At 67.5% G+C, this 21,547-nt stretch carries 26 protein-coding genes; 13 read left to right on the forward strand and 13 right to left on the reverse strand.

The window, feature by feature from the left end; translation table 11 throughout:
• Nucleotides 1-61: 61 nt before the first annotated feature.
• Nucleotides 62-1,054 (reverse strand): cobaltochelatase subunit CobS, encoded by a 993-nt coding sequence (gene cobS, locus HNO88_RS11555; protein WP_184245258.1) that lies wholly within the window; start codon nt 1,052-1,054, stop codon nt 62-64.
• Nucleotides 1,055-1,112: 58 nt separating this feature from the next.
• Complete coding sequence (locus HNO88_RS11560; protein ID WP_221419979.1) at nt 1,113-1,748, reverse strand: winged helix-turn-helix transcriptional regulator; 636 nt, start codon at nt 1,746-1,748, stop codon at nt 1,113-1,115.
• A 177-nt stretch (nt 1,749-1,925) separates the two neighbouring features.
• Here HNO88_RS11560 and HNO88_RS11565 point away from each other — a divergent pair, with 177 nt between their 5' ends.
• The 8 genes from HNO88_RS11565 to HNO88_RS11600 all read left to right on the forward strand — a co-directional run bounded on the left by HNO88_RS11565 (nt 1,926) and on the right by HNO88_RS11600 (nt 6,970).
• Nucleotides 1,926-2,354 (forward strand): VOC family protein, encoded by a 429-nt coding sequence (locus HNO88_RS11565; RefSeq protein WP_184245262.1) that lies wholly within the window; start codon nt 1,926-1,928, stop codon nt 2,352-2,354.
• 17 nt (nt 2,355-2,371) lie between these two features.
• Entirely contained in the window at nt 2,372-3,052 is a 681-nt protein-coding gene (locus HNO88_RS11570; RefSeq protein ID WP_184245264.1) for a glutathione S-transferase family protein, read from the forward strand.
• Between the two features lies 1 nt (nt 3,053).
• Nucleotides 3,054-3,797, forward strand: a complete 744-nt coding sequence (locus tag HNO88_RS23185) for a DUF1428 domain-containing protein (protein WP_184245266.1) — start codon at nt 3,054-3,056, stop codon at nt 3,795-3,797.
• A 2-nt stretch (nt 3,798-3,799) separates the two neighbouring features.
• Nucleotides 3,800-4,600, forward strand: coding sequence for a VOC family protein (locus HNO88_RS11580; protein WP_184245268.1), 801 nt, complete (start codon nt 3,800-3,802; stop codon nt 4,598-4,600).
• A gap of 114 nt (nt 4,601-4,714) precedes the next feature.
• Complete coding sequence (locus HNO88_RS11585) at nt 4,715-5,353, forward strand: glutathione S-transferase family protein (RefSeq protein WP_184245270.1); 639 nt, start codon at nt 4,715-4,717, stop codon at nt 5,351-5,353.
• Nucleotides 5,350-5,838, forward strand: a complete 489-nt coding sequence (locus HNO88_RS11590; protein WP_184245272.1) for a VOC family protein — start codon at nt 5,350-5,352, stop codon at nt 5,836-5,838. Before HNO88_RS11585 ends, HNO88_RS11590 begins: the two co-directional genes overlap by 4 nt.
• On the forward strand, nt 5,835-6,500 hold the full coding sequence (locus HNO88_RS11595; RefSeq protein WP_184245274.1) for a glutathione S-transferase family protein: 666 nt from the start codon (nt 5,835-5,837) through the stop codon (nt 6,498-6,500). The genes HNO88_RS11590 and HNO88_RS11595 overlap by 4 nt, the downstream gene beginning before the upstream one ends.
• Before the next feature lie 11 nt (nt 6,501-6,511).
• Nucleotides 6,512-6,970, forward strand: coding sequence for an SRPBCC domain-containing protein (locus tag HNO88_RS11600; RefSeq protein ID WP_184245276.1), 459 nt, complete (start codon nt 6,512-6,514; stop codon nt 6,968-6,970).
• Nucleotides 6,971-6,992: 22 nt separating this feature from the next.
• Here HNO88_RS11600 and HNO88_RS11605 read toward each other — a convergent pair whose 3' ends face one another.
• Nucleotides 6,993-7,547, reverse strand: coding sequence for a cytochrome b (locus HNO88_RS11605; RefSeq protein WP_184245278.1), 555 nt, complete (start codon nt 7,545-7,547; stop codon nt 6,993-6,995).
• A 90-nt stretch (nt 7,548-7,637) separates the two neighbouring features.
• On the opposite strand from HNO88_RS11605, the gene HNO88_RS11610 reads away from it, so the two are divergent.
• Nucleotides 7,638-8,336, forward strand: coding sequence for a prolyl hydroxylase family protein (locus HNO88_RS11610; RefSeq protein WP_184245280.1), 699 nt, complete (start codon nt 7,638-7,640; stop codon nt 8,334-8,336).
• 286 nt (nt 8,337-8,622) lie between these two features.
• Here HNO88_RS11610 and HNO88_RS11615 read toward each other — a convergent pair whose 3' ends face one another.
• Both HNO88_RS11615 and HNO88_RS11620 read right to left on the reverse strand, forming a co-directional pair.
• On the reverse strand, nt 8,623-9,135 hold the full coding sequence (locus tag HNO88_RS11615; protein ID WP_184245282.1) for a DUF1003 domain-containing protein: 513 nt from the start codon (nt 9,133-9,135) through the stop codon (nt 8,623-8,625).
• Nucleotides 9,110-10,738 carry a lysine--tRNA ligase gene (locus HNO88_RS11620; protein ID WP_184245284.1) on the reverse strand — a complete coding sequence of 543 codons (1,629 nt, stop codon included), beginning with the start codon at nt 10,736-10,738 and terminating at the stop codon, nt 9,110-9,112. The genes HNO88_RS11615 and HNO88_RS11620 overlap by 26 nt, the downstream gene beginning before the upstream one ends.
• 125 nt (nt 10,739-10,863) lie before the next feature.
• Here HNO88_RS11620 and HNO88_RS11625 point away from each other — a divergent pair, with 125 nt between their 5' ends.
• Nucleotides 10,864-11,751 (forward strand): mechanosensitive ion channel family protein, encoded by an 888-nt coding sequence (locus tag HNO88_RS11625; protein WP_312857062.1) that lies wholly within the window; start codon nt 10,864-10,866, stop codon nt 11,749-11,751.
• A 91-nt stretch (nt 11,752-11,842) separates the two neighbouring features.
• Here HNO88_RS11625 and HNO88_RS11630 read toward each other — a convergent pair whose 3' ends face one another.
• Nucleotides 11,843-12,130, reverse strand: coding sequence for a DUF2218 domain-containing protein (locus HNO88_RS11630; protein ID WP_184245286.1), 288 nt, complete (start codon nt 12,128-12,130; stop codon nt 11,843-11,845).
• On the reverse strand, nt 12,127-12,714 hold the full coding sequence (locus HNO88_RS11635) for a PadR family transcriptional regulator (RefSeq protein ID WP_246381625.1): 588 nt from the start codon (nt 12,712-12,714) through the stop codon (nt 12,127-12,129). Before HNO88_RS11635 ends, HNO88_RS11630 begins: the two co-directional genes overlap by 4 nt.
• 909 nt (nt 12,715-13,623) lie before the next feature.
• Here HNO88_RS11635 and HNO88_RS11640 point away from each other — a divergent pair.
• Both HNO88_RS11640 and HNO88_RS11645 read left to right on the forward strand, forming a co-directional pair.
• Nucleotides 13,624-16,383 (forward strand): ATP-dependent DNA helicase, encoded by a 2,760-nt coding sequence (locus HNO88_RS11640; RefSeq protein ID WP_184245290.1) that lies wholly within the window; start codon nt 13,624-13,626, stop codon nt 16,381-16,383.
• 55 nt (nt 16,384-16,438) lie between these two features.
• Complete coding sequence (locus tag HNO88_RS11645; protein ID WP_184245292.1) at nt 16,439-16,996, forward strand: SixA phosphatase family protein; 558 nt, start codon at nt 16,439-16,441, stop codon at nt 16,994-16,996.
• A 10-nt stretch (nt 16,997-17,006) separates the two neighbouring features.
• Here HNO88_RS11645 and HNO88_RS11650 read toward each other — a convergent pair whose 3' ends face one another.
• The 5 genes from HNO88_RS11650 to rpmF all read right to left on the reverse strand — a co-directional run bounded on the left by HNO88_RS11650 (nt 17,007) and on the right by rpmF (nt 20,081).
• Nucleotides 17,007-17,396: a MerR family transcriptional regulator gene (locus HNO88_RS11650; RefSeq protein WP_184245499.1), complete on the reverse strand. Its 390-nt coding sequence runs from the start codon at nt 17,394-17,396 to the stop codon at nt 17,007-17,009.
• Between the two features lie 35 nt (nt 17,397-17,431).
• Nucleotides 17,432-17,728 carry an integration host factor subunit alpha gene (locus HNO88_RS11655; RefSeq protein ID WP_184245501.1) on the reverse strand — a complete coding sequence of 99 codons (297 nt, stop codon included), beginning with the start codon at nt 17,726-17,728 and terminating at the stop codon, nt 17,432-17,434.
• 111 nt (nt 17,729-17,839) lie between these two features.
• Nucleotides 17,840-18,808 (reverse strand): beta-ketoacyl-ACP synthase III, encoded by a 969-nt coding sequence (locus HNO88_RS11660; RefSeq protein WP_184245294.1) that lies wholly within the window; start codon nt 18,806-18,808, stop codon nt 17,840-17,842.
• On the reverse strand, nt 18,808-19,869 hold the full coding sequence (gene plsX / locus HNO88_RS11665; RefSeq protein ID WP_184245295.1) for a phosphate acyltransferase PlsX: 1,062 nt from the start codon (nt 19,867-19,869) through the stop codon (nt 18,808-18,810). Before plsX ends, HNO88_RS11660 begins: the two co-directional genes overlap by 1 nt.
• Before the next feature lie 32 nt (nt 19,870-19,901).
• Nucleotides 19,902-20,081 carry a 50S ribosomal protein L32 gene (gene rpmF / locus HNO88_RS11670; protein WP_184245297.1) on the reverse strand — a complete coding sequence of 60 codons (180 nt, stop codon included), beginning with the start codon at nt 20,079-20,081 and terminating at the stop codon, nt 19,902-19,904.
• A 169-nt stretch (nt 20,082-20,250) separates the two neighbouring features.
• On the opposite strand from rpmF, the gene HNO88_RS11675 reads away from it, so the two are divergent.
• The gene (locus tag HNO88_RS11675; RefSeq protein ID WP_184245299.1) at nt 20,251-20,643 is read left to right on the forward strand and encodes an MAPEG family protein; all 393 of its coding nucleotides are present in this window, start codon (nt 20,251-20,253) and stop codon (nt 20,641-20,643) included.
• An 11-nt stretch (nt 20,644-20,654) separates the two neighbouring features.
• On the opposite strand, the gene HNO88_RS11680 is transcribed toward HNO88_RS11675, so the two are convergent.
• A complete protein-coding gene (locus HNO88_RS11680; protein WP_281384010.1) occupies nt 20,655-21,317 on the reverse strand; it encodes an MBL fold metallo-hydrolase in 663 nt (220 codons plus the stop codon).
• Nucleotides 21,318-21,547 lie beyond the last annotated feature (230 nt).

A 21,547-nucleotide genomic window follows, 5' to 3' on the forward strand; every position in this document is an offset into this window, starting at 1 on the left:
TTCGTCGCTCGCGGATCCGTTCCCGACCCAAGCCAGGAACGAAGCCGCTGGCAAGGCCGCCTCAGGCCTTGGCGACGACGCTCTCGGGCAGTTCCGTCCCGAACACGCGCTGGTAGTATTCGGCCACGAGCATCCGCTCGGTCTCGTCGCACTTGTTCAGGAACGAGAGGCGGAAGGCGAAGCCCGCGTCCTTGAAAATCGCGGTGTTCTGGGCCCAGGTGATCACCGTGCGTGGGCTCATGACGGTCGAGATGTCGCCGTTGATGAAGCCCTGGCGCGAAAGCTCGGCCACCTTGACCATGTCGGCGATGGTCTTGGCATCGACGCCCTTGACCTTCTTGCCGACGATCTCGGTCTCGGTCTTCTCGGGCAGGTAGTTGAGGCCGACGACGATGTTCCACCGGTCCATCTGGCCCTGGTTGATCGCCTGGGTGCCGTGATAGAGCCCCGAGGTGTCGCCCAAGCCGACGGTGTTGGCCGTGGCGAACAGGCGGAAGTTCGGATTTGGACGGATCACGCGGTTCTGGTCGAGCAGGGTCAGCTTGCCTTCCGTCTCCAGCACGCGCTGGATCACGAACATCACGTCGGGGCGGCCGGCGTCGTACTCGTCGAACACCAGGGCGACCGGGTGCTGCAGCGCCCAGGGCAGCAGGCCTTCGCGGAACTCGGTGACCTGCAACCCGTCGCGCAGCACGATGGCGTCGCGGCCGATCAGGTCGATGCGGCTGATGTGCGCATCGAGGTTGATGCGGATGCAGGGCCACTTGAGACGCGCGGCGACCTGCTCGATGTGAGTCGACTTGCCGGTGCCGTGATAGCCCTGCACCATCACGCGGCGGTTGAACGCGAAGCCGGCCAGGATCGCCAGCGTGGTGTCCGGATCGAAGACGTAGCTTTCGTCCAGGTCGGGCACGCGCTCGTCGGCCTGGGAGAAGGCGGGAACCTTCATGTCGATATCGATGCCGAAGGTTTCGCGCACGTCGACCTCGATGTCGGGTGCGGCGAGGATCGTGGCGTCGCGGCTGTCGGCCTGCAGGTTCGGAAGGTCTGTCATCGCCTGCAACCGCTAATCGAGCCGGCGCTGCGCTGCAACAGCGATTGCGGGCGAAATCCTAAGCTTGCTTGTCCGGCGGTGGCGGGCGCTTGGCCGGCAGGTGGAAGCAGGCGATGAACCGCTCCGCCAGCGCGCGAGCGCCTTCCACCTCCAGCGCCAGGCCCGGGGCATCGAGCGGTTGCTTGCCGTAGAAGGCCCGCAGATAGGCGATCCCCTTGGCCGCGCGGAAGACGAGGTCCGCCGCTGCCCTTTCGGGCGGCGCGCGCATGATGCGCAGTTCTGCGCCGCTCAGCTCCGCGTCGAACCGGTCGGCACCGACTTCGAAGCGGACCGTCGCTTCCATTCCGCGCGCCGCATCCCGATCGAGCATGGTGCGAAACGAGAGCATCAGCGAGACCGGCGTCAGCGGCAGTTGCGGGTCGTGTTCGGGCGATTGCACCGACCACCGGCCCAGCTCCTGCATGACCGGCTCTAGCGCCAGGCCCCAGGGCGTCAGCACATAGAGTTTCGCCGGGGTCGGCGCCGGCAATGTGGTGCGCGTGACGATCCCCACCGCCTCCAGGCTCGCTAGTCGCTCGGTGAGCACCTTGGCGCTGATCCCGGGCAGGCTGGCGCGGATGTCACTGAAGCGTCGCCCGCCCAGCATAAGCTCCCGGATGACCGGCAGCGCCCAGCGCTCACCGATGAGTTCCATCGCGAAAGCGGCACCGCAGGCATCGTCGTACCACTTCCCATGCTGTTTGCGATCAACGTCAGTATCTTTTTGCAACCCCATGGTTGCCTTTTGTAACTATCGTGGCAGGTTCCTGCAAGACCGAGTCGACAGCCGCTCAGCGGTTGGCAGCACTTCGGAGATGACAGGAGAGATGCGATGAGCCGGATGATCTTCGTGAACCTGCCCGTGGAAGATCTCGGCCGGGCTCGCCGCTTCTACGAAAGCCTGGGCTTTACCAACAATCCGCAGTTCAGCGACGGAACCGCGGCCTGCATGGTGTGGTCGGACGCGATCTACGTGATGATCCTGACGCACGCGAAGTGGGCGACGTTCACCACCCGCCCCATTCCCGATCGCGGCTCCAGCGAAGTGGCGCTGTGCCTGACCTTCGACAGTCGCGACGAGGTGAACGCGCTTGTGGAAGCCGCCGGCGCCGCGGGCGGCACGGTCGACATCAACCCGCCCGAGGAGCACGACTTCATGATGACGCGCAGCCTGCTCGACCCTGATGGCCACGTTTGGGAACTGACTTGGATGGATCCGGCGATGGCCTCTGGCGAGCAGCCGGCGCAAGCGGACGCCTGACACCAAGGAGAGAGACGATGCCGATCGATCCCCAAGCAACCATCGAGATCACCGCTTTCGATTGGGTCCCCCCGTTCGCGCAAGGCTACGTCCGCGACTTGCGTCCGCGCTGGGCGTGCGAGGAGATGGACCTGGCCTATCGCGAGCGGCTGATCAGCGCGGTCGACCGGCCCGAGTGGTACTTCCGCGACCAGCCCTGGGGCCAGGTTCCCACCTTGCGCGATGGCGACCTGACCGTTTTCGAAAGCGGCGCCACTCTGGTCCATCTGGGGGAGAAAGGCGGGCTGCTGCCGCTTGCCGGACAGGCCCGTGCCGCAGCGCTCAGCTGGATCTTCGCCGCATACAACAGCATCGAGCCCTACGTGTTCGAGTGGGCCAACGTCGCGATCTTCTCCAAGAAGCAGGAGTGGGCCGCGCTGCGCAAGCCCTCGCTCATGGCGGACCTGGGCGGTCGGCTCGACCGGCTGCAGGATGCGCTGGGCGACCGCGAGTGGCTGGGCGAGGCGTTCTCGGTCGCCGACATAGCCATGGTCACCGTGCTGCGCGGTGCGGATGACTCCGGCCTGCTCGAAGAGCGCCCCGCCCTCGCCGCCTATGTCCAGCGGGGCGTGTCGCGGCCTGCCTTCCAGACTGCCCTCGCCGCGCAGCTCGCGGCGTTTTCCGACGAGATGCCCTCACGCAAGAGCCAGGAGGCCTGACATGCCCTACTACGACGGTTTCGTGATCCCGGTCCCGACCGCGGCCAGGGACAAGTTCATCGCGCATGCGCGCACCATCGACGCGATCTTCATCGAGCACGGTGCGACGCGCGTGGTCGAGTGCTGGGGCGACGATGTCGCGCACGGCAAGGTGACCGATTTCTACGGCGCCGTGGATGCGCGCGAGGACGAGACGATCGCCTTCTCCTGGATCGAGTGGCCAGACCGGGAGACGCGCGACAAGGGCATGGCCGCCACCATGGCCGCCGACAATCCCGATCCTCGCGCGGATCCTGCCCGCAACCCGATGCCGTTCGATGGCGCCCGCATGATCTTCGGCGGGTTCGACGCGATGGTCGTAAAGGGCGATCACACCGCACTGCCTTATGTGCAGGGCTTCATGGTCCCGGTGCCCACCGCCAAACGCGACATCTACGCGAAGATGGCGGCCGAGGCCTGGGACATGTTCGCCGGATATGGCGCGCAAGCCGTGCTCGAAGCCTGGGGCGACGACGTGCCGCACGGCAAGGTGACCGACTTCTACCGCGGCGTGAAGGCGACCGAGGAGGAGAGCGTGGTCTTCTCCTACATGATCTGGCCGTCCAGGGACGCATGCCAGGAAGCCTCGCGCAAGATGCAGGAGGCGGAGATGCCGACCGACTTCGAGATACCGTTCGATGGCATGCGGATGGTGTGGGGCGGCTTCGAGCCGGTCGTCGTGCTGGAAGCAAAGGCGGGAGACTGACGATGGGCAACGCAGCAGGCAGCTTCATCTGGTACGAACTGATGACCAGCGACGCCGCCGGTGCCGCGGCCTTCTACGGCCCGGTGGTCGGATGGAAGATCGCGGCCCACTCCGACCCCGCAGCGGGCGGCGTCGACTACCGCATGATCGTGCGTGACGATGGCGGCATGGCCGGCGGCGTGCTGACGCTGCCGCCCGAGATGCTGGCTGGCGGGGCACAGCCCTGCTGGATGCCCTACTTCCACGCGCCCGACGTAGACGCACAAGTCGCCGCGATCGAGGCCCAGGGTGGCAAGGTGCAGATGCCGGCGACCGACCTGCCGGTCGGACGCATCGCCATGGTGGCGGACCCGCAAGGCGTGCCGATCTACCTGATGAACCCGACTCCGCCGGCCGGCAGTCCAGAGGCGAGCAGCGACGTCTTCGACGAGGCAGCCGCTCAGCGGGTGCGCTGGAACGAGCTTTCGAGCCCGGATCTGGACGCTTCTCTGAAGTTCTACGGCGAGCAGTTCGGCTTCACCTTCGACGAGCGCATGCCGATGGGACCGATGGGCGACTACTGCTTCATCGGCCACCACGGCCGAACGCTGGGCGGGATCATGCAGCGGCAGGACCCGCAGCAGCCCGCCGCCTGGCTCCTCTACTTCGGCGTTCCCTCGATCGCCGAGGCCAAACGCACGGTAGAGGCCCAGGGCGGGCAGATCGTCATGGGACCGATGGAAGTGCCCGGCGGCGAGTGGGTGGTCGTCGGCATCGACCCGCAGGGCGCGATGTTCGGCCTCGTCGGAGCACAGGGCGCGTAGGCGAGACGAGTGAGCAGGGCGAGCGAGCGTGTTGGCGCTTGACGGGCGCAGTATGTTCCATGAATGTTCCGGACATGCGCCAGGCGCCGGGCCGGGCACGAGGGGAGACGATGCATGGCTGACTACACCTTCTACACCAACCCGATGTCCCGCGGGCAGATCGCGCGCTGGGCGCTCCACGAAGTCGGCGCGGACTATGAGCAAGTGCTGGTCGACTGGCAGGACAAGCCCGCCGCGTTCCTCGATGCCAATCCCATGGGCAAGGTGCCGACGATCGTCCACCATGCCGCGGACGGCGACCGCGTGGTGACCGAAGCGGCGGCGATCTGCCTCTACCTCGCCGAAATGCATCCCGAAGCGAGCCTGCTGCCCAACGAGGCCGAGACGGCCAGCTACTTGCGCTGGACCTTCTTCGCCTCGGGGCCGATCGAGCAGTGCATCACCTCGCGCGCGCTGAAGTTCGAGCCGAGCCCGGACCAGGAGATGATGGCCGGCTGGGGCAGCTTCGAACGCACGATGACCACGCTCGACCGGTTCCTGGCAAGCCGAACGTCCGATCGTCCCTGGATCTGCGGCGAGCGCTTCACCATGGCGGACGTCTATCTGGGCAGCTCGGTCGACTGGGGCATGACCTTCGGCATCCTGCCGCCCAAGGAAAGCTTCGTCGCCTATGCCGAGCGCATCCAGGCGCGGCCGGCCTACAAGGCGGCAAAGGCCGTCGACAACGAGCTGATCGAGAGGATGCGCAAATGAGCGGGAAGAACCGGGTCTGCCTCTGGTACGATGGCGGCGCGCAGGAAGCCGCGGAGTTCTACGCCGCGACCCTTCCCGACACGCGGGTGACCAAGGTCATCCGCGCTCCGGCCGACGTCCCCGACGGCGCCGAGGGCGAAGTGCTGGTGGTCGAGTTCACGTGCCTGGGCATACCCGCGCTCGGCCTGAACGGTGGTCCCGCGTTCCGGCACACCGAGGCGTTCTCGTTTCAGGTCATCACCGAGGACCAGGAAGAGACCGACCGCTACTGGGATGCGATCGTCGGCAACGGCGGCCAGGAAAGCCAGTGCGGCTGGTGCAAGGACAAGTGGGGCGTATCCTGGCAGATCACCCCGCGCCAGCTGATGGCGATCTACGACGATCCCGATCCCGCCGCGACGAAGCGCGCATTCGACGCGATGCAGTCGATGCGCAAGATCGACATCGCCGCGATCGAAGCCGCGCGTGCAGGACACGCGGCATGAGCGAGTCGGCGCGGCTGGCGCTCTATGGCCATCCGTTCTCCAGCTACACGTGGAAAGTGCAGATCGCGCTGCATGCAAACGACCTCGACTACGACTTGCGCGTACTCGGCCCGGACCATCCCGAGCATCTCGCGGTGGTCCGGTCCGCCGGTCCGCTGAGCAAGTTCCCCGTGCTGCAGGACGGTGACACGCTGCTGCTCGAGGCGAGCTCAATCATCGAATACATCGCCCGGCACTATGCGCCGAGCGGGTCGCTGATCCCCGACGACCAGGACGCCGCGATCGGCATGCGCATGCTCGACCGGGTGTTCGACAACTACGTCATGGCGCCGATGCAGGACGTGGTGAACGAGTATTTGCGCGATCGTGACAATCCCGACGCCGTGCGCGTCGCCGAAGCCCGGGCCAGACTGGAGCAGGCCTATGCCTGGCTCGACGACTGGCTGCGGGACTATGACCGGGGCGAGCAAGTGACGCTGATCGAATGCGCCGCCGCGCCCTCGCTGTTCTACGCCGAGTGGGTGCTGCCGATCGCGCCCGAGTTCCGCCGCCTGCGCGCCTGGCGGGCCCATCTGCTGCGGCTGCCGGCAGTCTCGCGCTGCGTCGAGGCCGCCCGCCCTTACCGCGCCGGGTTTCCGCTCGGCGCTCCCGATCGCGATTGAAGGAGCTGACCATGTCCGCGACGAGCCACGAACTGACGATCACCCGCTTCATCGCCGCCCCTCCTGCGAAGGTGTGGGAGGTCATGGCCGAACGCCAGTGCGAATGGTGGTGCCCGACGCCTTGGCGCGCCGAAGTGGATCGCCAGGATCGCCGCGCGGGTGGCGCCTGCCGCATGACGATGTACGGACCGGACGGCGAAGTCATCCCGCAGGACGGTATCTACCTCGCGTATGAAGAAGGCCGGCGATTCGTCACCACCGATGCAATCGTGGGCGACTTCGAGCCGGCCGGGCCGTTCATGATCGGCATCTGGGAAGTCGCCCCCGAAGGTGACGGCACCCGCTACACCGCACGCGCGCGGCACTGGACCGAAGAGGCGAAGACCCAGCACGCCGAGATGGGCTTCGAGGAGGGGTGGAGCGCATGTGCGGCGCAGCTTGCCCAGATCTGCGAGCGGGAGGCCGGCTGAGAGCTGCGGTCCGTTGCCGCCGTTACGCCCGCGGGGCGCGCAGGAACGGGATCATCCGCCCCAAGGTCCGGTCGCGATCCACGAACTGGTGCTTGAGTGCGCCAAGGACGTGAAGGGCGAGCAGCACCAGCATCAGCGTTCCCAGCTTTTCGTGCACGGTGAAGAAGGTGCTGGACGCGGCTTCACTCGTCGGCACCGGCAGCGCGGGCACTCGGAACAGTCCGAAGACGCTGACCGGCCCGCCCCCCGACACCATCGACCAGCCGGTCAGCGGGATGCCGATCATGGCGAAGTAGAACAGCGCGTGCACGCCCCGCGCCAGCGCTCGCTCCCAGGGTTGCTGCGTGCGCTGGAACGGCGGCGGGCGGTGCGTCACACGCCACAAGATGCGCGCCACCGTCAGGATCAGCACGGTAATCCCGATCGACTTGTGGTTCGCCATGATCTGCATGCGCTCGGCCTTGGGCATGTCCTCGGCCACCCAGACCGCGATGAAGTTCAGCACGATCAGCACGGCGATCAGCCAGTGCAGGATCATGGCGACACGGCTGTAGCGGCGAGCTGGCTGGCTTATCATACATCAACACCTGCCCGATGCGGCCGCCAAGGACAAGCTGGCCCGCAAATCGCTTGTCATTGCAGGCGCCTGGGCTAGCACGGGCGGGCCATGGTCCAGCCCGACCCGATCGACGAACACGCCGAGCGCAGCCGCCCTGCTCCCGACCGCCGCGCGCTTGCCGCGATCGGCGACAAGGTCCGGGCACGGCTGGCGGCGGACCCGACCGTCTACCGCGTGCCTGTCGAGCGGGCCGAGATCTTCGCCGTGGGCGACTTTCTCGATGCGCACGAATGCGAGCACGTGATGCGACTGATCGACGAGGTCGCCCGCCCCTCCGACATCACCCGCGACGCCGAACCCGATTTCCGCACCAGCTACTCGGGCGACGTGCCCCAGTCAGACCCGGTGGTGCGCGCGGTCGAGCGGCGGCTATACGATCTGCTGGGCATCGACCTTGCCTGGGGCGAGACGGTTCAGGGCCAGCGCTACACCGTGGGCCAGCAGTTCAAGGAACACTGCGACTGGTTCGACACCACGCAAGGCTACTGGCGTGCCGAGGGCCAGCTGGGTGGGCAGCGCAGCTGGACGGCGATGGTCTACCTCAACACCGTGGAGGCCGGCGGCGTCACCGAGTTCACCCGTCTGGGCGTGACCATCCCGCCGCAAGCCGGCGCGCTCCTGCTGTGGAACAACAACCGGCCCGACGGACGGGTGAACTGGGACACCCTGCATGCCGCGCTCCCGGTTGAGCGGGGCGTGAAGTACGTGATTACCAAGTGGTTCCGCTCGCGGCGCTGGGGCGCTTGAGCTGCTTCCAGGTCCTCCCCTGCAAGGGGAGGGGGACCGCCGCCGCAGGCGGTGGTGGAGGGGTGTAACCGCCTTAAGGAGTGCTCGACCGAGAGGGTTACACCCCTCCGTCACGCGCTACGCGCGCGCCACCCCCCCTTCCAGGGGAGGATCTCTGAAAAGATCACCCATCCTCGCCTTCACCCAGCTTGCCGGCAGGCGCCCAAGCCCCCAACCAACTTCGGCTAGCGAGCACGCTCGCAAGCCTGCGTATCCTTCCCCCGACCCGGGGGAAGGCAGCTTTTCGTCACCCCTCGTCGCCCTCACCCAGCTTGTCGAGCAGGCGGTCGAAGCGGCGATGAAGGCGGATGATCTCCAGCTGGGTGCGCAAGTTCACCTCGTAGTCGTGCCGCGCGGCGATGCGGTCCTTCTGCGACTGCCGGTTCTGGCTCATCATGATCACCGGGGCCTGGATCGCCGCCAGCATCGAGAGCATCAGGTTGAGGAAGATGTACGGGTAGGCATCGAAGGGATGCAGCCCGAGGTCTTCCAGGATGCGGCTGTTGACCAGCATCCAGCTGACCAGCACCACGCCGAAGCCGACGATGAAGCTCCAGCTGCCGCCGACCGCGGCGACCCTGTCGGCCAGGCGCTGCCCCCACGTCGCATGCAGCGCCGCCTCTTCCTGCGCATCCAGGTCCTCGATCTGGCCCGAGGCGATCCGCTCCAGCACGCGGCGCTCCTCGGCATCGACCTGGTCGATCGTGCGCCCGAGCAGCTCGGTGCAGAGCTCCTCAGCTGTCTTGGGGGCTTTGCGCATGCTGAAGGGCCTCGGCGATGAGCTTGCGGGTCTCGGGAATGCCGTAAAGCGCGATGAAGCTGCCCATGCGTGGCCCCTGCGAGGAGCCGAGCAGGGTTTCGTAAAGCGCCTTGAACCAATCTCGCAGGTTCTCGAAACCGAACTCCTCGCGCTTGCCGATCTCGTAGACGGCGTTCTGCAGGTCCTCGGCCGAGGCATCCGGCGCAGCGGCCAGCTCGGCATCCAGCGCCTTCAGTGCCGCCGCCTCGTTCGCCGCGGGTGCGCGGCGCTTCAGGGTCGGCGCAATGTAGTCGCGGTTAGTGGCAAGCGCCGCGGCGACCAGCGCCTCGAGCTCGGGATGCGCCTCGGGCGTCGCGTCGGCGACGTAGTTGGCGAGGTATGACCAGACCTGGTCCGCCGTCGCGTCCGCGCCGAGCACGCCCACCAGGTTGAGCAGCAGCCCGAAGGTCACCGGAAGCGTGTCGCCGGCCCCCGCCTGCTGGCCATTGGCGCGCAGCAAGTGCCACACCGGATTGCCCAGCTGCTTGTCCAGCTCCTGCGCCGCCAGGTTGCCGCGGAACTGCCAGTACTCGTCCACCGCCTTGGGGATCACGCCGATGTGCAACTGCTTGGCGCTCTTGGGCTCGCGGAACAGGTAGAAGCCAAGCGACTCCTCGGTGCCGTAGGTCAGCCACTGCTCGATGGTGAGGCCGTTGCCCTTGGACTTGGAGATCTTCTCGCCGTTCTCATCCAGGAACAGTTCGTAGATCAGCCCCTCCGGTCGACGGCCGCCGAGGATCTGCGCGATCTTGCCGGATTGCGTGACCGAGTCGGTCAGGTCCTTGCCGCACATCTCGTAGTCGACGCCCAGGTCCACCCAGCGCATCGCCCAGTCGACCTTCCACTGCAGCTTGGCCTGGCCGCCGAACACCGACTGCTCGACGCGAGTGCCGTCCTCGTCGGTGAAGGCGATCATGCCGGTCGCGGGATCGAGCACTTCGACCGGCACCTGCAGCACGAGGCCGGTGGTCGGCGAAACCGGCAGCACCGGCGAGTAGGTGCGGCGACGCTCCTCGCGCAGGGTCGGCAGCATGACCCCCATGATCGCATCGAAGTGCGTCAGCACATTGGCGAGCGCACGGTCGAAGCCGCCGGAGTTGTAGCGGTCGCTCGCCGAAACGAACTCGTAGTCGAACCCGAAGCGATCGAGGAAATCGCGCAACATCGCGTTGTTGTGGTGCGCGAAGCTTTCATGCGTGCCGAACGGATCGGGTATGCGGCTGAGCGGCTTGCCCAGATGCTCGCGCAGCACGTCGCCGTTGGGCACGTTGTCGGGCACCTTGCGCAGTCCGTCCATGTCGTCGGAGAACGCCACCAGCCGCGTCGGCGCACCACCTGTCAGCACCTCGTAGGCGCGGCGCACCAGGGTCGTGCGCAGCACCTCCTGGAACGTGCCGATATGCGGCAGGCCCGAGGGACCGTAGCCGGTTTCGAACAGCACCGGAGCCCCGCCTGGCTTGCCCTCGGGATAGCGCTTGAGGAGCTTGCGCGCCTCCTCGAACGGCCAGGCCTTGGACTTCAGAGCGGCGTCGATCAGGCCCCGGTTTTGGTCAGTATCTGTCATGGTTCCCGCCCTTTCGCGGGAAAGCGCCCGCGCTGCAAGCGCGAAGCTGGCGCGTGGCCGAGGGGAACCACGCTGGCCGGGGGCTGTTCCATAGAGCTTGAACACAGCCACAAGCGGTCGCTTTCGTGAATTATATCGCCACCTTACACAACCAGGTCGAGCGCATGGCGCGCGGCTTCGTGCAGATGCTGCCGCAGCTGGGCATCGCGCTCATCATTCTGATGGTCACCTGGATCTTCGCCAAGTTCGCCGTCCGCATCGCCGATCGGCTGACGAAGCACACGCACATCCGCGAGGACCTGAAGCAGCTCGTCGACACGCTGGTGCGGCTCGCGATCTGGATCATCGGCGTGGTGATCGCGCTGACGGTCGCCATTCCCAGCTTCACGCCGGCCAGCGCCTTCGCCGGCCTGGGTGTCGGCGCACTGGCGATCGGCTTCGCATTCCAGGACATCTTCGAGAACTTCCTGGCCGGCGTGCTCATCATGCTGCGCGAGAAGATGCGCATCGGAGACCTGATCGAGTGCGAGGGCATCGTCGGCAAGGTCGAGCGCATCACCTTGCGCGAGACGCATGTACGCCAGCTTTCCAACGAGCTGACGATCGTGCCCAACTCCAAGCTGTTCAAGAACCCCGTCAAGATCCTGACCGACGACGTGATGCGCCGCGACGAGATCATGGTCGGCGTCGGCTACGACTGCGACCTCGAAGAGGCGCAGCGGCTGATCCAGGCCGCGGTCGAAGGCTTGGACAACATCGTCCACGAAAAGCCGGTGCTGGTGGTCGCGCGTACCTTCGGGGCCAGTTCGGTGGATCTGCTGGTGCAATGGTGGGCGCCGACCGGCAAGACCGACATCCGCCTGACGCGCAACAGCGTCGTCCTGGCGGTGAAGAAGGCGCTCGATGCGGCGGGGATCGAGATCCCCTACCCCTATGTCACGAACACCTTCAAGGAGCCGCTGCGGATCGGGCGGATCGCCGCGGCCCCGGAACCCGAGCGCGAGACGGTCTAACCCACCCAGTCGCCCCCACGCAGGCGGGAACGACGGGGTGGGGTTTTGCAGGTACCATCGGCGGCTCTGCCGAGTCTGGCCGACGTCCGCCTTACTTCCAGGCCCATTCGTATGTCATGGGCGCTTCTCGGAACGCGAACCGGTCGAGGTGCTGGGCCACCACGTCCTTCAGCCGATCGACCTGCTCGCGATCCTCGCCGCGAACGATGACGTCGATCGCCTCGGCGTCCGCCTTCATCGTCGCCACCGCGCCGTCGAAAGTCACCACGCCGGTGTCACCCTCGATCTCGACCGGCAGCTTATGCGACCAGTGCTTGCATAGTTGCTGGACATATTTGCCTCCACTCGTGGTGGGCACGCGGGCTTCGACCTGGGTCATGGTTCGATCCTTTCGATCTTGCGGGCTGCCTCGTCGATGATCTCGGCGATGGCGAGCACGGTGTCGCGGCTGACGCCCTCTTGCGAGAGACGGTCGAACAGCGCGGTCTTCATGGAATGCATGGCGCGACGCACGGGCGCCGGGTCGGTCTTCTCCCGCGCCTGCGCCAGCGCCTCGAGGCGCGCGCGGAGCGTGGCGACGATATCGGACTGATCGGCAAGCTGGCGGCGGCCCTCCTCGGTCGCCTCGTACGACTTGCGGCTACCCTCGGCCGCGCCGGCGGCGATCACCCCTTGCTCCTCCATGTAGGTCAGCGCCGGGTACACGACGCCGGGACTTGGCGCGTATTCGCCGCCCGAGAGCGTCTCGATCTCCTTGATGAGATCGTAGCCATGGCGCGGCTGCTCGGAGAGGAGTGCGAGCAGCAGCGTCTGCAGCTCCGCCTGGTCGAACAAGCGGCGACGCCGCCCTTCTCCACGACCTCCGCGCGGTCCGCCGGGTCCGAATGGCCCGGGAAAGCCGGCCCCGGCCCCGCCGCCGAACCCCTTGCCGAACGGTCCTCGCCCGAACTCGCCGGCGAACATGCGCTCGCCAGATGAAACGCATCGGTGGCCGCGTGCACGACCGTGTTCCGATGCGTGTGGTGAATGTCTCATAGTAATTCCTTGATCCTTCATGATTGCTTCAAGATATATCTTATAGTGGTGAATGCAAGAGGAGGTTTGTCACCGATCGTCGCAAGATGGGGCTGCGGCTGTCCCTCCCCGGCACGGGGAGGGGGACCGCGCGAAGCGTGGTGGAGGGGAGTCTCGGCATCTCCAGACCTTGCCGGCAAGCACGGGTAAGGACGCGAGTCCCCACCACCCCTCGCTGCGCGAGCGGTCCCCCTCCCCGGTCCGGGGAGGACAAGGTGCGCTCAGATCCTCCCCTGCAAGGGGAGGTGGCGCGCCTGCAAGGCGTGACGGAGGGGCGTCCCCGCTGGTGGAGTGCGCGACCGAGAGGGTTACACCCCTCCACCACCGCCTGCGGCGGCGGTCCCCCTCCCCTTGCAGGGGAGGATCTGGAAGGCACGGCTGATCCCCCGCTGGCGAGTGCGGGATAACGCCGGGTGAGATCGCGACGTCGGACGTAAGCGGCCGGCGCAGCCCTGGCGCGACAGGGTTGGCTCGCAGCTTCCAGTATTGCGAACGTCCGGCGTGGGAAGGCGTAAGCGCCACCGGATCGGCCCTGATACGCGAAGCGCCGGCGAGACGGGCTCGCAGCTTGCCGCCGGCCTCTCGGGTGAACGAGAGCAAAGGCTTCGCATGGTTGCAGACGCCCGTCGAAAGCGCCGGCCGCAGGTGGTGCGGGCAAGAGCGACAGGCCTGAAAGCCGCTCGTCTGCATCCGAACTGCGAGGCCAAGTAACCGATGTGGTTCTAGATGTCAAGCTTTCACCTCCAGGGCGCGCCTCCGCTGTTTACTTTTCGTTCCGCAAACCCCATCGTCTTGCCGATGGCTCCGCTCGCCCTTCCCGCGCTCCACGCGAGCCATGCCGGATCGTGGCTGCGCGATGCGGGCGGCACCACGCGCACGGTCGGCAAGGGCGAGGCCGTCATGGCCGTGGCGGACACGCCGCACCTGATCCTCAACGCACCGCTGGTGGCCACTCGACTGGGCTATCCGGACCTGTCCGGCCTCGACCTGCTCGAACTCTATGCCTTCATCCACCCGGCGCGGTTCGTGGTGCCCACACCCAAGGGCCTGGCGCACGCCCTCTCGCTGGAGGAGCCGGCCGACGACGCGCAAGTGCCGCGCCTGCTGCAGGAAGCCGCGGGCGTGCTGCTCGCCACGTGCGAGGACCCGGCCTGGGCCGAGCGCGAAGGCGCGTGGAGCGCGCTGCAGTCGCTCACCCGGCTCCGTTGGCCGTGGACCGGCCCGCTCGCCCACCGCATCCCCCGGCCCGAGCGGGCCGAGCGCTGGCTCTTTTCCAAGCTGCCGGAGTGGGAGGATGCCGGCGAACTGCCGCAGCCGCGTCAGGTGCAGATCGACGAGGCGGGCACCCTCTCCCGCCTCTCGCAGCTGACCGGATCCGCCGCCGAGCAGCGCACCGGCCAGCGCGACTATGCGGCGCGCGCCGCGGGTGCCTTCTCGCCGCGGCTCAAGTCCGGGCAGCCGCATCTGCTGCTGGCACAGGCCGGCACCGGGATCGGCAAGACGCTGGGCTATCTCGCGCCTGCGTCGCTGTGGACCGAGCAGTCGGGCGGCACCGTCTGGGTGTCCACCTTCACCAAGGCCTTGCAGCGCCAGCTGCGCCAGGAGAGCCGCCGCGCCTGGCCGGAACGACGGGCCGACGGCTCGCAGCCGGTGGTGGTGCGCAAGGGTCGCGAGAACTACTTGTGCCTGCTCAACCTGGAGGACGCGCTGCAAGGCGGTTTTGCCGGGCGCGCGGCGATCCTGGCGCACCTGGTCGCGCGCTGGGCGGCCTATACGCAGGACGGCGACATGATCGGCGGCGACTTGCCCGGCTGGTTGGGCACGCTGTTCCGCAAGCGCGGCATCGCGGCGCTGACCGATCAGCGCGGCGAGTGCGTCTATGCCGGCTGCCCGCACTACCGCAAATGCTTCATCGAACGCGCGGCGCGGGCGAGCGCGCGGGCCGATCTCGTGATCGGCAACCATGCGCTGGTCATGGTCAACGCCGCGCGCGGACGCGATCCCGCCGCCCGCCCGACCCGGATCGTCTTCGACGAGGGTCATCACGTGTTCGACGCCGCCGACTCGACCTTCGCCGCCGCGCTCACCGGCGCCGAGGCGATCGAGCTGCGCCGCTGGGTGATCGGGCCGGAGAAGGCCTCGCGCGGGCGCCGGCGCGGACTTGCCGCGAGGCTGGCCGACGTCGCCAGCTATGACGAGGCGGGCGGCCGCGCGATCGCCGCCGCGCGCGATGCCGCCGAGGCGCTGCCTTCCGATGGCTGGCTGCAGCGCCTGGTCGAAGGCGCGCCTTCCGGACCGCTGGAAGACCTGCTCGCCGCGGTCCGCGCCACCGTCTACGCACGCGACGAAAGCGGCGGCACCGAGGCGGGGTATGGCCTGGAAACCGAGGCGGCTGGGCTAGAAGGCCCGTTCGTCGAGTTCGCGCAGGCCGCGCGCGCTGCGCTGTCAGAGCTGCGCCAGCCCCTCATCCGCATCGGCACTCGGCTCGAAGCCTTGCTAGAGGAACCACCAGACTGGCTCGACGGCCAGGGCCGCCAGCGGATCGAGGGCGCGCGCCATTCGCTCGGCTGGCGCGTGGACTTGCTCGCCGCCTGGGAGGCGCTGCTGGAGCGGCTCGGTGGCGCCGCCGATCCCGAATTCGTCGACTGGCTTTCGATCGAGCGCAGCGAAGCGCGCGAGTTCGATGTCGGCATCCACCGGCGCTGGCTCGATCCGATGAAGCCGTTCGCGCGCACCGTGCTCGAGCCCGCCCACGGCGTGGTCATGACCTCCGCCACGCTGACCGATCGCACCGGGCGCGAGGAGGAGGACTGGGCGGCAGCGATCCGGCGCAGCGGCGCGCCGCATATCGGCGTCGCTCCGCAGATCTCCGCGCATCAAAGCCCGTTCAACTATGCCGGCCAGGCCGAAGTGCTGATCGTCACCGACGTCCCGCGCGGCGACATCCCCGCGCTCGCCGGTGCGTATGGGCGGCTGATTGAAGCCTCGGGCGGCGGCGTGCTCGGGCTGTTCACGGCCATTCGCCGCCTGCGCGCGGTGCACGGCCGCATCGCCGATCGCCTCGCGCGTGGGGGCCTGCCGCTCTACGCTCAGCATGTCGATCCGATCGACACCGGCACGCTGGTCGACATCTTTCGCGACGACCCCAAGGCCTCGCTGCTCGGTACCGACGCGCTGCGCGACGGGGTCGACGTGCCTGGCCGCTCGCTGCGGCTGGTGGTGATGGAGCAGGTGCCCTGGCCCCGGCCGACCATTCTCCACCGCGCCCGCCGCCTGGCCGCGGGATCCGACGCCGGCAGCAAGGGCGGCGGCGCGCAGTCCTATGACGACGGCATCATACGCGCGCGGCTGGCGCAGGCGTTCGGACGGTTGATCCGCAGCAAGGACGATCGCGGGCACTTCGTCGTGCTGTCGTCCGCCTTCCCCTCGCGCCTGCTGACCGCCTTCCCGGCCTGCACGCCGATCCATCGCGTCACGCTGGACGAGGCCTTGCAACGTGTCGCCGCTCATGGTCAGGAGCCCACCATGATCGAGACCGACGCCAAGCACGACGCATGAGCACCTGCAGGTACGCCCTCATCGTCATGCGTATCGCTCTGGCAGGAGCGCCGTCATGAAGACGCTCGGCCTGTTCCGCCACGCCAAGTCGGACTGGAACGACGCGCGGCTGCGCGACTTCGACCGGCCGCTCAACAAGCGCGGGCGCGAGGGCGCGGGGTTGATGGGACTGCACATCCGCGACTACGGCGTGCTATGGCGCCGCATCATCGCCTCGCCGGCGGTGCGGGTGACGCAGACGATCGAGCTTGCCGCCGAGGCCGCGGGCCAAGTGCCGCCCCTCAACTGGGACCGGCGGATATATCTGGCGAGTTCCCCGACGCTGATGGAGCTCTTGCGCGAGCAGCATAGCGACCAGGACGGCGGCCCGCCGACGATCCTGATGGTGGGCCACAATCCGGGCCTGGAAGACCTGATCTTCGATCTGGTGCCCGACGATGGCTCCAGCCCCTTGCGCGACATGATCGAGGACAAGTTCCCGACCGCGGCGTTCGCCGTCCTGGAGCTCGACATCGAGGATTGGCGGGACATCGACGATGGCTGCGCTCGCCTGGTCCACGTGATGCGCCCGCGCGACCTGGATCCCAGGCTGGGACCGAGCCTGGAGGATTGATCCTGCGCGCTTAGCTCTGTGCCAGAGCCTCGGCGAGATCGGCCCGGATCATCTTGAGTTCGTCGGTGATGGAAGGCGAGTCCGCCTGCTTGGCGTCGGCGGCCGGCTCCGGCAGCGGAAGCGCGGCCTGTGCCGGCTTGCTGCCGACCGCTTCCAGGAACTGGCGAGCACCGCGCAAGGTAAAGCCCTCGCGATGCACCAGCCGGTCGATCTCGGCGATCAGGGCGATGTCCTCGGGCCTGTAGTAGCGACGTCCGCCGCTGCGTTTGAGCGGGCGGAGCATGGGGAACTGCTCTTCCCAATAGCGCAGCACATGCTGGCGCACGCCCAGCGCACGCGTCACTTCGCCGATCGTGCGCAAGGCGCCGGGCGCCTTGCCGTCATCGAATTGGGTTTCCATCGTGCGCGCTCCCCGCTTGCCGTCGTCGGTATCGATCACGAAGCGGCGATGCGATCCTTGAGCATCTGGCTGGCGCGGAAGGTCATGACCCGGCGGGGGGTAATCGGCACTTCGACGCCGGTCTTGGGATTGCGCCCCACCCGCTCGCCCTTGTCGCGCAACAGGAACGTGCCGAAGCCGGAAATCTTGACGTTCTCCCCTGAGGAGAGCGCCTCGCACATGTGGGCGAGGATCGATTCGACCATCGCCAGCGACTCGGCCCGGGACAGCCCGAGCCTGCTGTGAATGGCCTCGGCAATAGCCGCGCGCGTAAGCGTCTCCGTCGAGCGCATCGTCACCCTACCTTGTTCCGCAAGTATCCCCGCGCGGACCATAGGTTTTTCCTAGAGGAAATCAACAAATGTACACCGCCTTGTGTACAAAAGTACGCAAATAGCCGAGGCCTACATGCGCACGAGGCTGGCACCCCAGGTGAAACCGCCGCCCATGGCCTCCAGCATGACCAGCTGCCCCGGCTTGATCCGCCCATCCCGCACCGCGGCGTCGAGCGCCAGGGGGACCGAGGCCGCCGAAGTGTTGGCGTGGCGATCCACCGTTACGACCACCTTGTCCGGCGACATGCCGAGCTTGCGTGCGGTCGCATCGAGGATGCGTGCGTTGGCCTGATGCGGCACCAGCCAGTCGATGTCGCTGGTCTGCAGCCCTGCCTCCTCGATCACCTCGCGCAGCACTTCGGCAAGGTTGACCACTGCATGACGGAAGACCTCGCGGCCCTTCATGCGCAGCTTGCCGACCGTGCCGGTGGTGGACACGCCGCCGTCGACGTAAAGCAGTTCGTTGTGGGTGCCATCGGCATGGAGCTTGGTGGCGATCACGCCGCGCGGCGCCTCGCCGCTCTCCTCGCGAGCCTCCAGCACCACGGCCCCTGCGCCATCGCCGAACAGCACGCACGTCGTGCGATCCTCCCAGTCGAGGATGCGGCTGAAGGTTTCCGAGCCGATCACCAGGGCACGCCGGGCCATCCCTGCGCGCAGCATCGAATCGGCCACGCCCATGGCGTAGAGGAAGCCCGAGCACACGGCGGCCACGTCGAACGCGACACCGCCGTGGCAGCCCAGGTTGTGCTGGACGATCGTGGCGGTGGCCGGGAAGGTCTGGTCGGGCGTCGCCGTCGCGAGCACGATCAGATCGACGTCCCTGGCCTCCAGCCCCGCGGCCGCGATCGCCGCGCGCGATGCGTCGGTCGCCAGCGTGGCGGTGGTCTCGTCGGCTTGCGCGATGTGGCGCTGGCGAATGCCGGTGCGCTCTACGATCCACTCATCGGTGGTATCCACGCGCGCCGCCAGCTCGGCGTTGGTGAGCACCGTGCGCGGCAGCGCGGATCCAGTGCCGATGACGACCGAACGGCGCATCAGGCGCGCTCCTCCATGGGGCCGCGCATGCGCAGCGAGTCTGCGCCGACGCGTGCGAGATCGGCAGTGATGCGGTGGGTCACGTCTTCTTCCAGCAACCGCGCGGTCACCGCCACCGCATTGGCGACACCCGCGACGTTGGCGCTGCCGTGGCTTTTCACGACGATGCCGTTGAGGCCGAGAAACACCGCGCCGTTGTGATTGTTGGGATCGAGGTGATGCTTGAGCAGCTCGGTCGCCGGCCTGGAGACCAGGAAGCCCACCTTGGATCGCAGCGAGCTGGAGAAGCTGCGCCGCAGCAGGTCGCCCACGAAACGTGCGGTGCCTTCGATCGCCTTGAGCGCGATGTTGCCGGAAAAGCCATCGGTCACCACCACGTCGACATCGCCCCGGCAGACCTTGTCCGCCTCGGTAAATCCGTCGAAGGAGATCGAAAGGTCGGCCGCAGCCGCCTTGAGCACGTTGGCCGCCTCACGCAGCTCTTCAGTGCCCTTGGTCTCTTCCGTGCCGATGTTGAGCAGGCGCACGCGCGGCGCCTCGCGCTCGGTGACCACGCGGGCATAGGCGGCGCCCATGATCGCGAACTGCACGAGGTTGCGGGTGTCGCACTCGGTATTGGCGCCAAGGTCGAGCATGACGACATCGTTGTCGCCAAGCGTGGGCAACAGCGCGGCGAGCGCGGGCCGATCGATCCCCGGCATCGTGCGAAGCGCGAGCTTGGCCATCGCCATCAACGCGCCGGTGTTGCCCGCGCTGACCGCGGCACCGGCATCGCCGGTCTTCACCGCGTTGATAGCCAGCCCCATCGAGGTGCTCTTGGCGCGGCGGATCGCCTGGCTCGGCTTGTCCTCGCCGCTGATCACGCCTTCGGTGTGAAGGATCTCGGACGAAGCCCGCAAGTTCGGGTGCGTTTCGAGCGCGGCCTTGATCCGCGGCTCGTCGCCCACAAGCAGGAACTTGAAGCGGTCGTGACGGCGACGCGCGAGCGCGGCACCTTCGACCATCACGCGCACGCCTTCGTCACCGCCCATCGCATCAATGGCGATACGCGGCAGACTCATCGCAACCCTCCAGACCTAGAAAGCGTCAGGTCTTAAGCTTCGACCGCGACGATTTCACGGCCGTTGTAGTGGCCGCAGGCCGTGCAGAGGTGATGCGGGCGCTTCAGCTCACCGCAGTTGGTGCACTCGGCGAAGGCTTCAACCTTGAGCGCGTCGTGGCTGCGGCGCATGCCACGGCGTGAAGGCGAAGTCTTTCTTTTAGGGACAGCCATTTCGGCACCTGTTCCTGGAGATCTGTGTTTCTGTCAAAAAGGCCGCCGAGACCGTATGGACCGGCGGCTTTGCGAAGGCGCGCCTATACCCGATTTCGCGCGAGTTGCAAGCCGTTCCCGGCTGCCCCATGCTTCATCTCGCACGAGATGAACTCGGGAGAGGACTGCCTTGATTCTACAGACCACGCTCAGCCTGGCCGCAGCAGCCGCGATCATCAACCTGTGGCTGGCGATCCGCACCGGCAAGCTGCGCTTCGACAGCAAGGTCCTGCACGGGGACGGCGGCAAGCCGATGCTGCAGCAACGCATGCGAGCGCAGGCCAACTTCGTCGAGTACACGCCCTTCGTGCTGATCCTGATCGCAGCCATCGAGCTGACCGGCAAGGGCGGCACATGGCTGGCGGTCGTCGGCTCGATCTACATGCTGGCGCGGGTGGCGCACGGGTTCGGCATGGACCGCACCGATTCGAACCCCCTGCGGGCAGGCGGGTTCATCGTGACCGTCCTGACGCTGGCGGGATTGTCGGCGGTGGCGGTGACGATCGCGCTCGGCGGCATGTAAGCCACGCCCGGTCAGGCCAGGGCGGCGTCTCCGACGAAGGGGTTGGATCGCCGCTCGTCGCCGAAGGTGCTGATCGGGCCGTGCCCCGGAACGAACGTAGTTTCGTCGCCCAGGGGCCAGAGCCGGCCGGTGATCGAATCGAGCAGGGTCTGCAAGTCGCCGCGCGGGAAGTCGGTGCGGCCGATCGAGCCCTGGAACAGCACGTCGCCGACCATGGCGAAGCGCGAGGGTGCGTGATGGAACACCACGTGGCCCGGCGTGTGCCCCGGGCAGTGGTAGACGTCCAGGGTGAGGTCGCCCACGGTGACCTGGTCGCCGTTGTCCAGCCAGCGGTCCGGCTCGAAGCTGTGCGCCTCCATGTTCCAGCGCGGGCCGTCGTCATCGAGCTGGGCGATCCAGAAGCGGTCCTCCTCGTGCGGCCCCTCGATCGGCACGCCGAGTTCCCTGGCGAGTTCGCCAGCCATGCCGCAGTGGTCGAGATGGCCGTGGGTGACGAGCACCTTTTCCAGCGTGACGCCCGTCTTGGCGAGCGCGGCCTTGAGCTTGTCGAGGTCGCCGCCCGGGTCGACCAGCGCGCCCTTCATGGTGGCGGTGCACCAGATCAGGCTGCAGTTCTGCTGCAGCGGGGTCACGGGCAGGATCGCCACGCGCATCGGCGGTTGGGGCTGGGTCATCCCGGCGAGATGGCTGGAGCGGCGGGCGATTGCAATGCCCGGATCCTCGCGCGGCGCATGCCTGTCCTCCCCGATGCGGGGAGGTGGCAGACGCGAAGCGGCTGACGGAGGGGACTCTCTGCATGGCGAAGCGCTGGAGGCGCGTGCCAGCCGGCGGCGCGTAACGGCGCGAGTCCCCTCCACCATCAGCTACGCTGGCGGTCCCCCTCCCCGGATCGGGGAGGGCAACG

The sequence above is a fragment of the Novosphingobium chloroacetimidivorans genome, from assembly GCF_014204535.1.
In the GTDB taxonomy this organism is placed as follows: Bacteria; Pseudomonadota; Alphaproteobacteria; order Sphingomonadales; family Sphingomonadaceae; genus Novosphingobium; species Novosphingobium chloroacetimidivorans.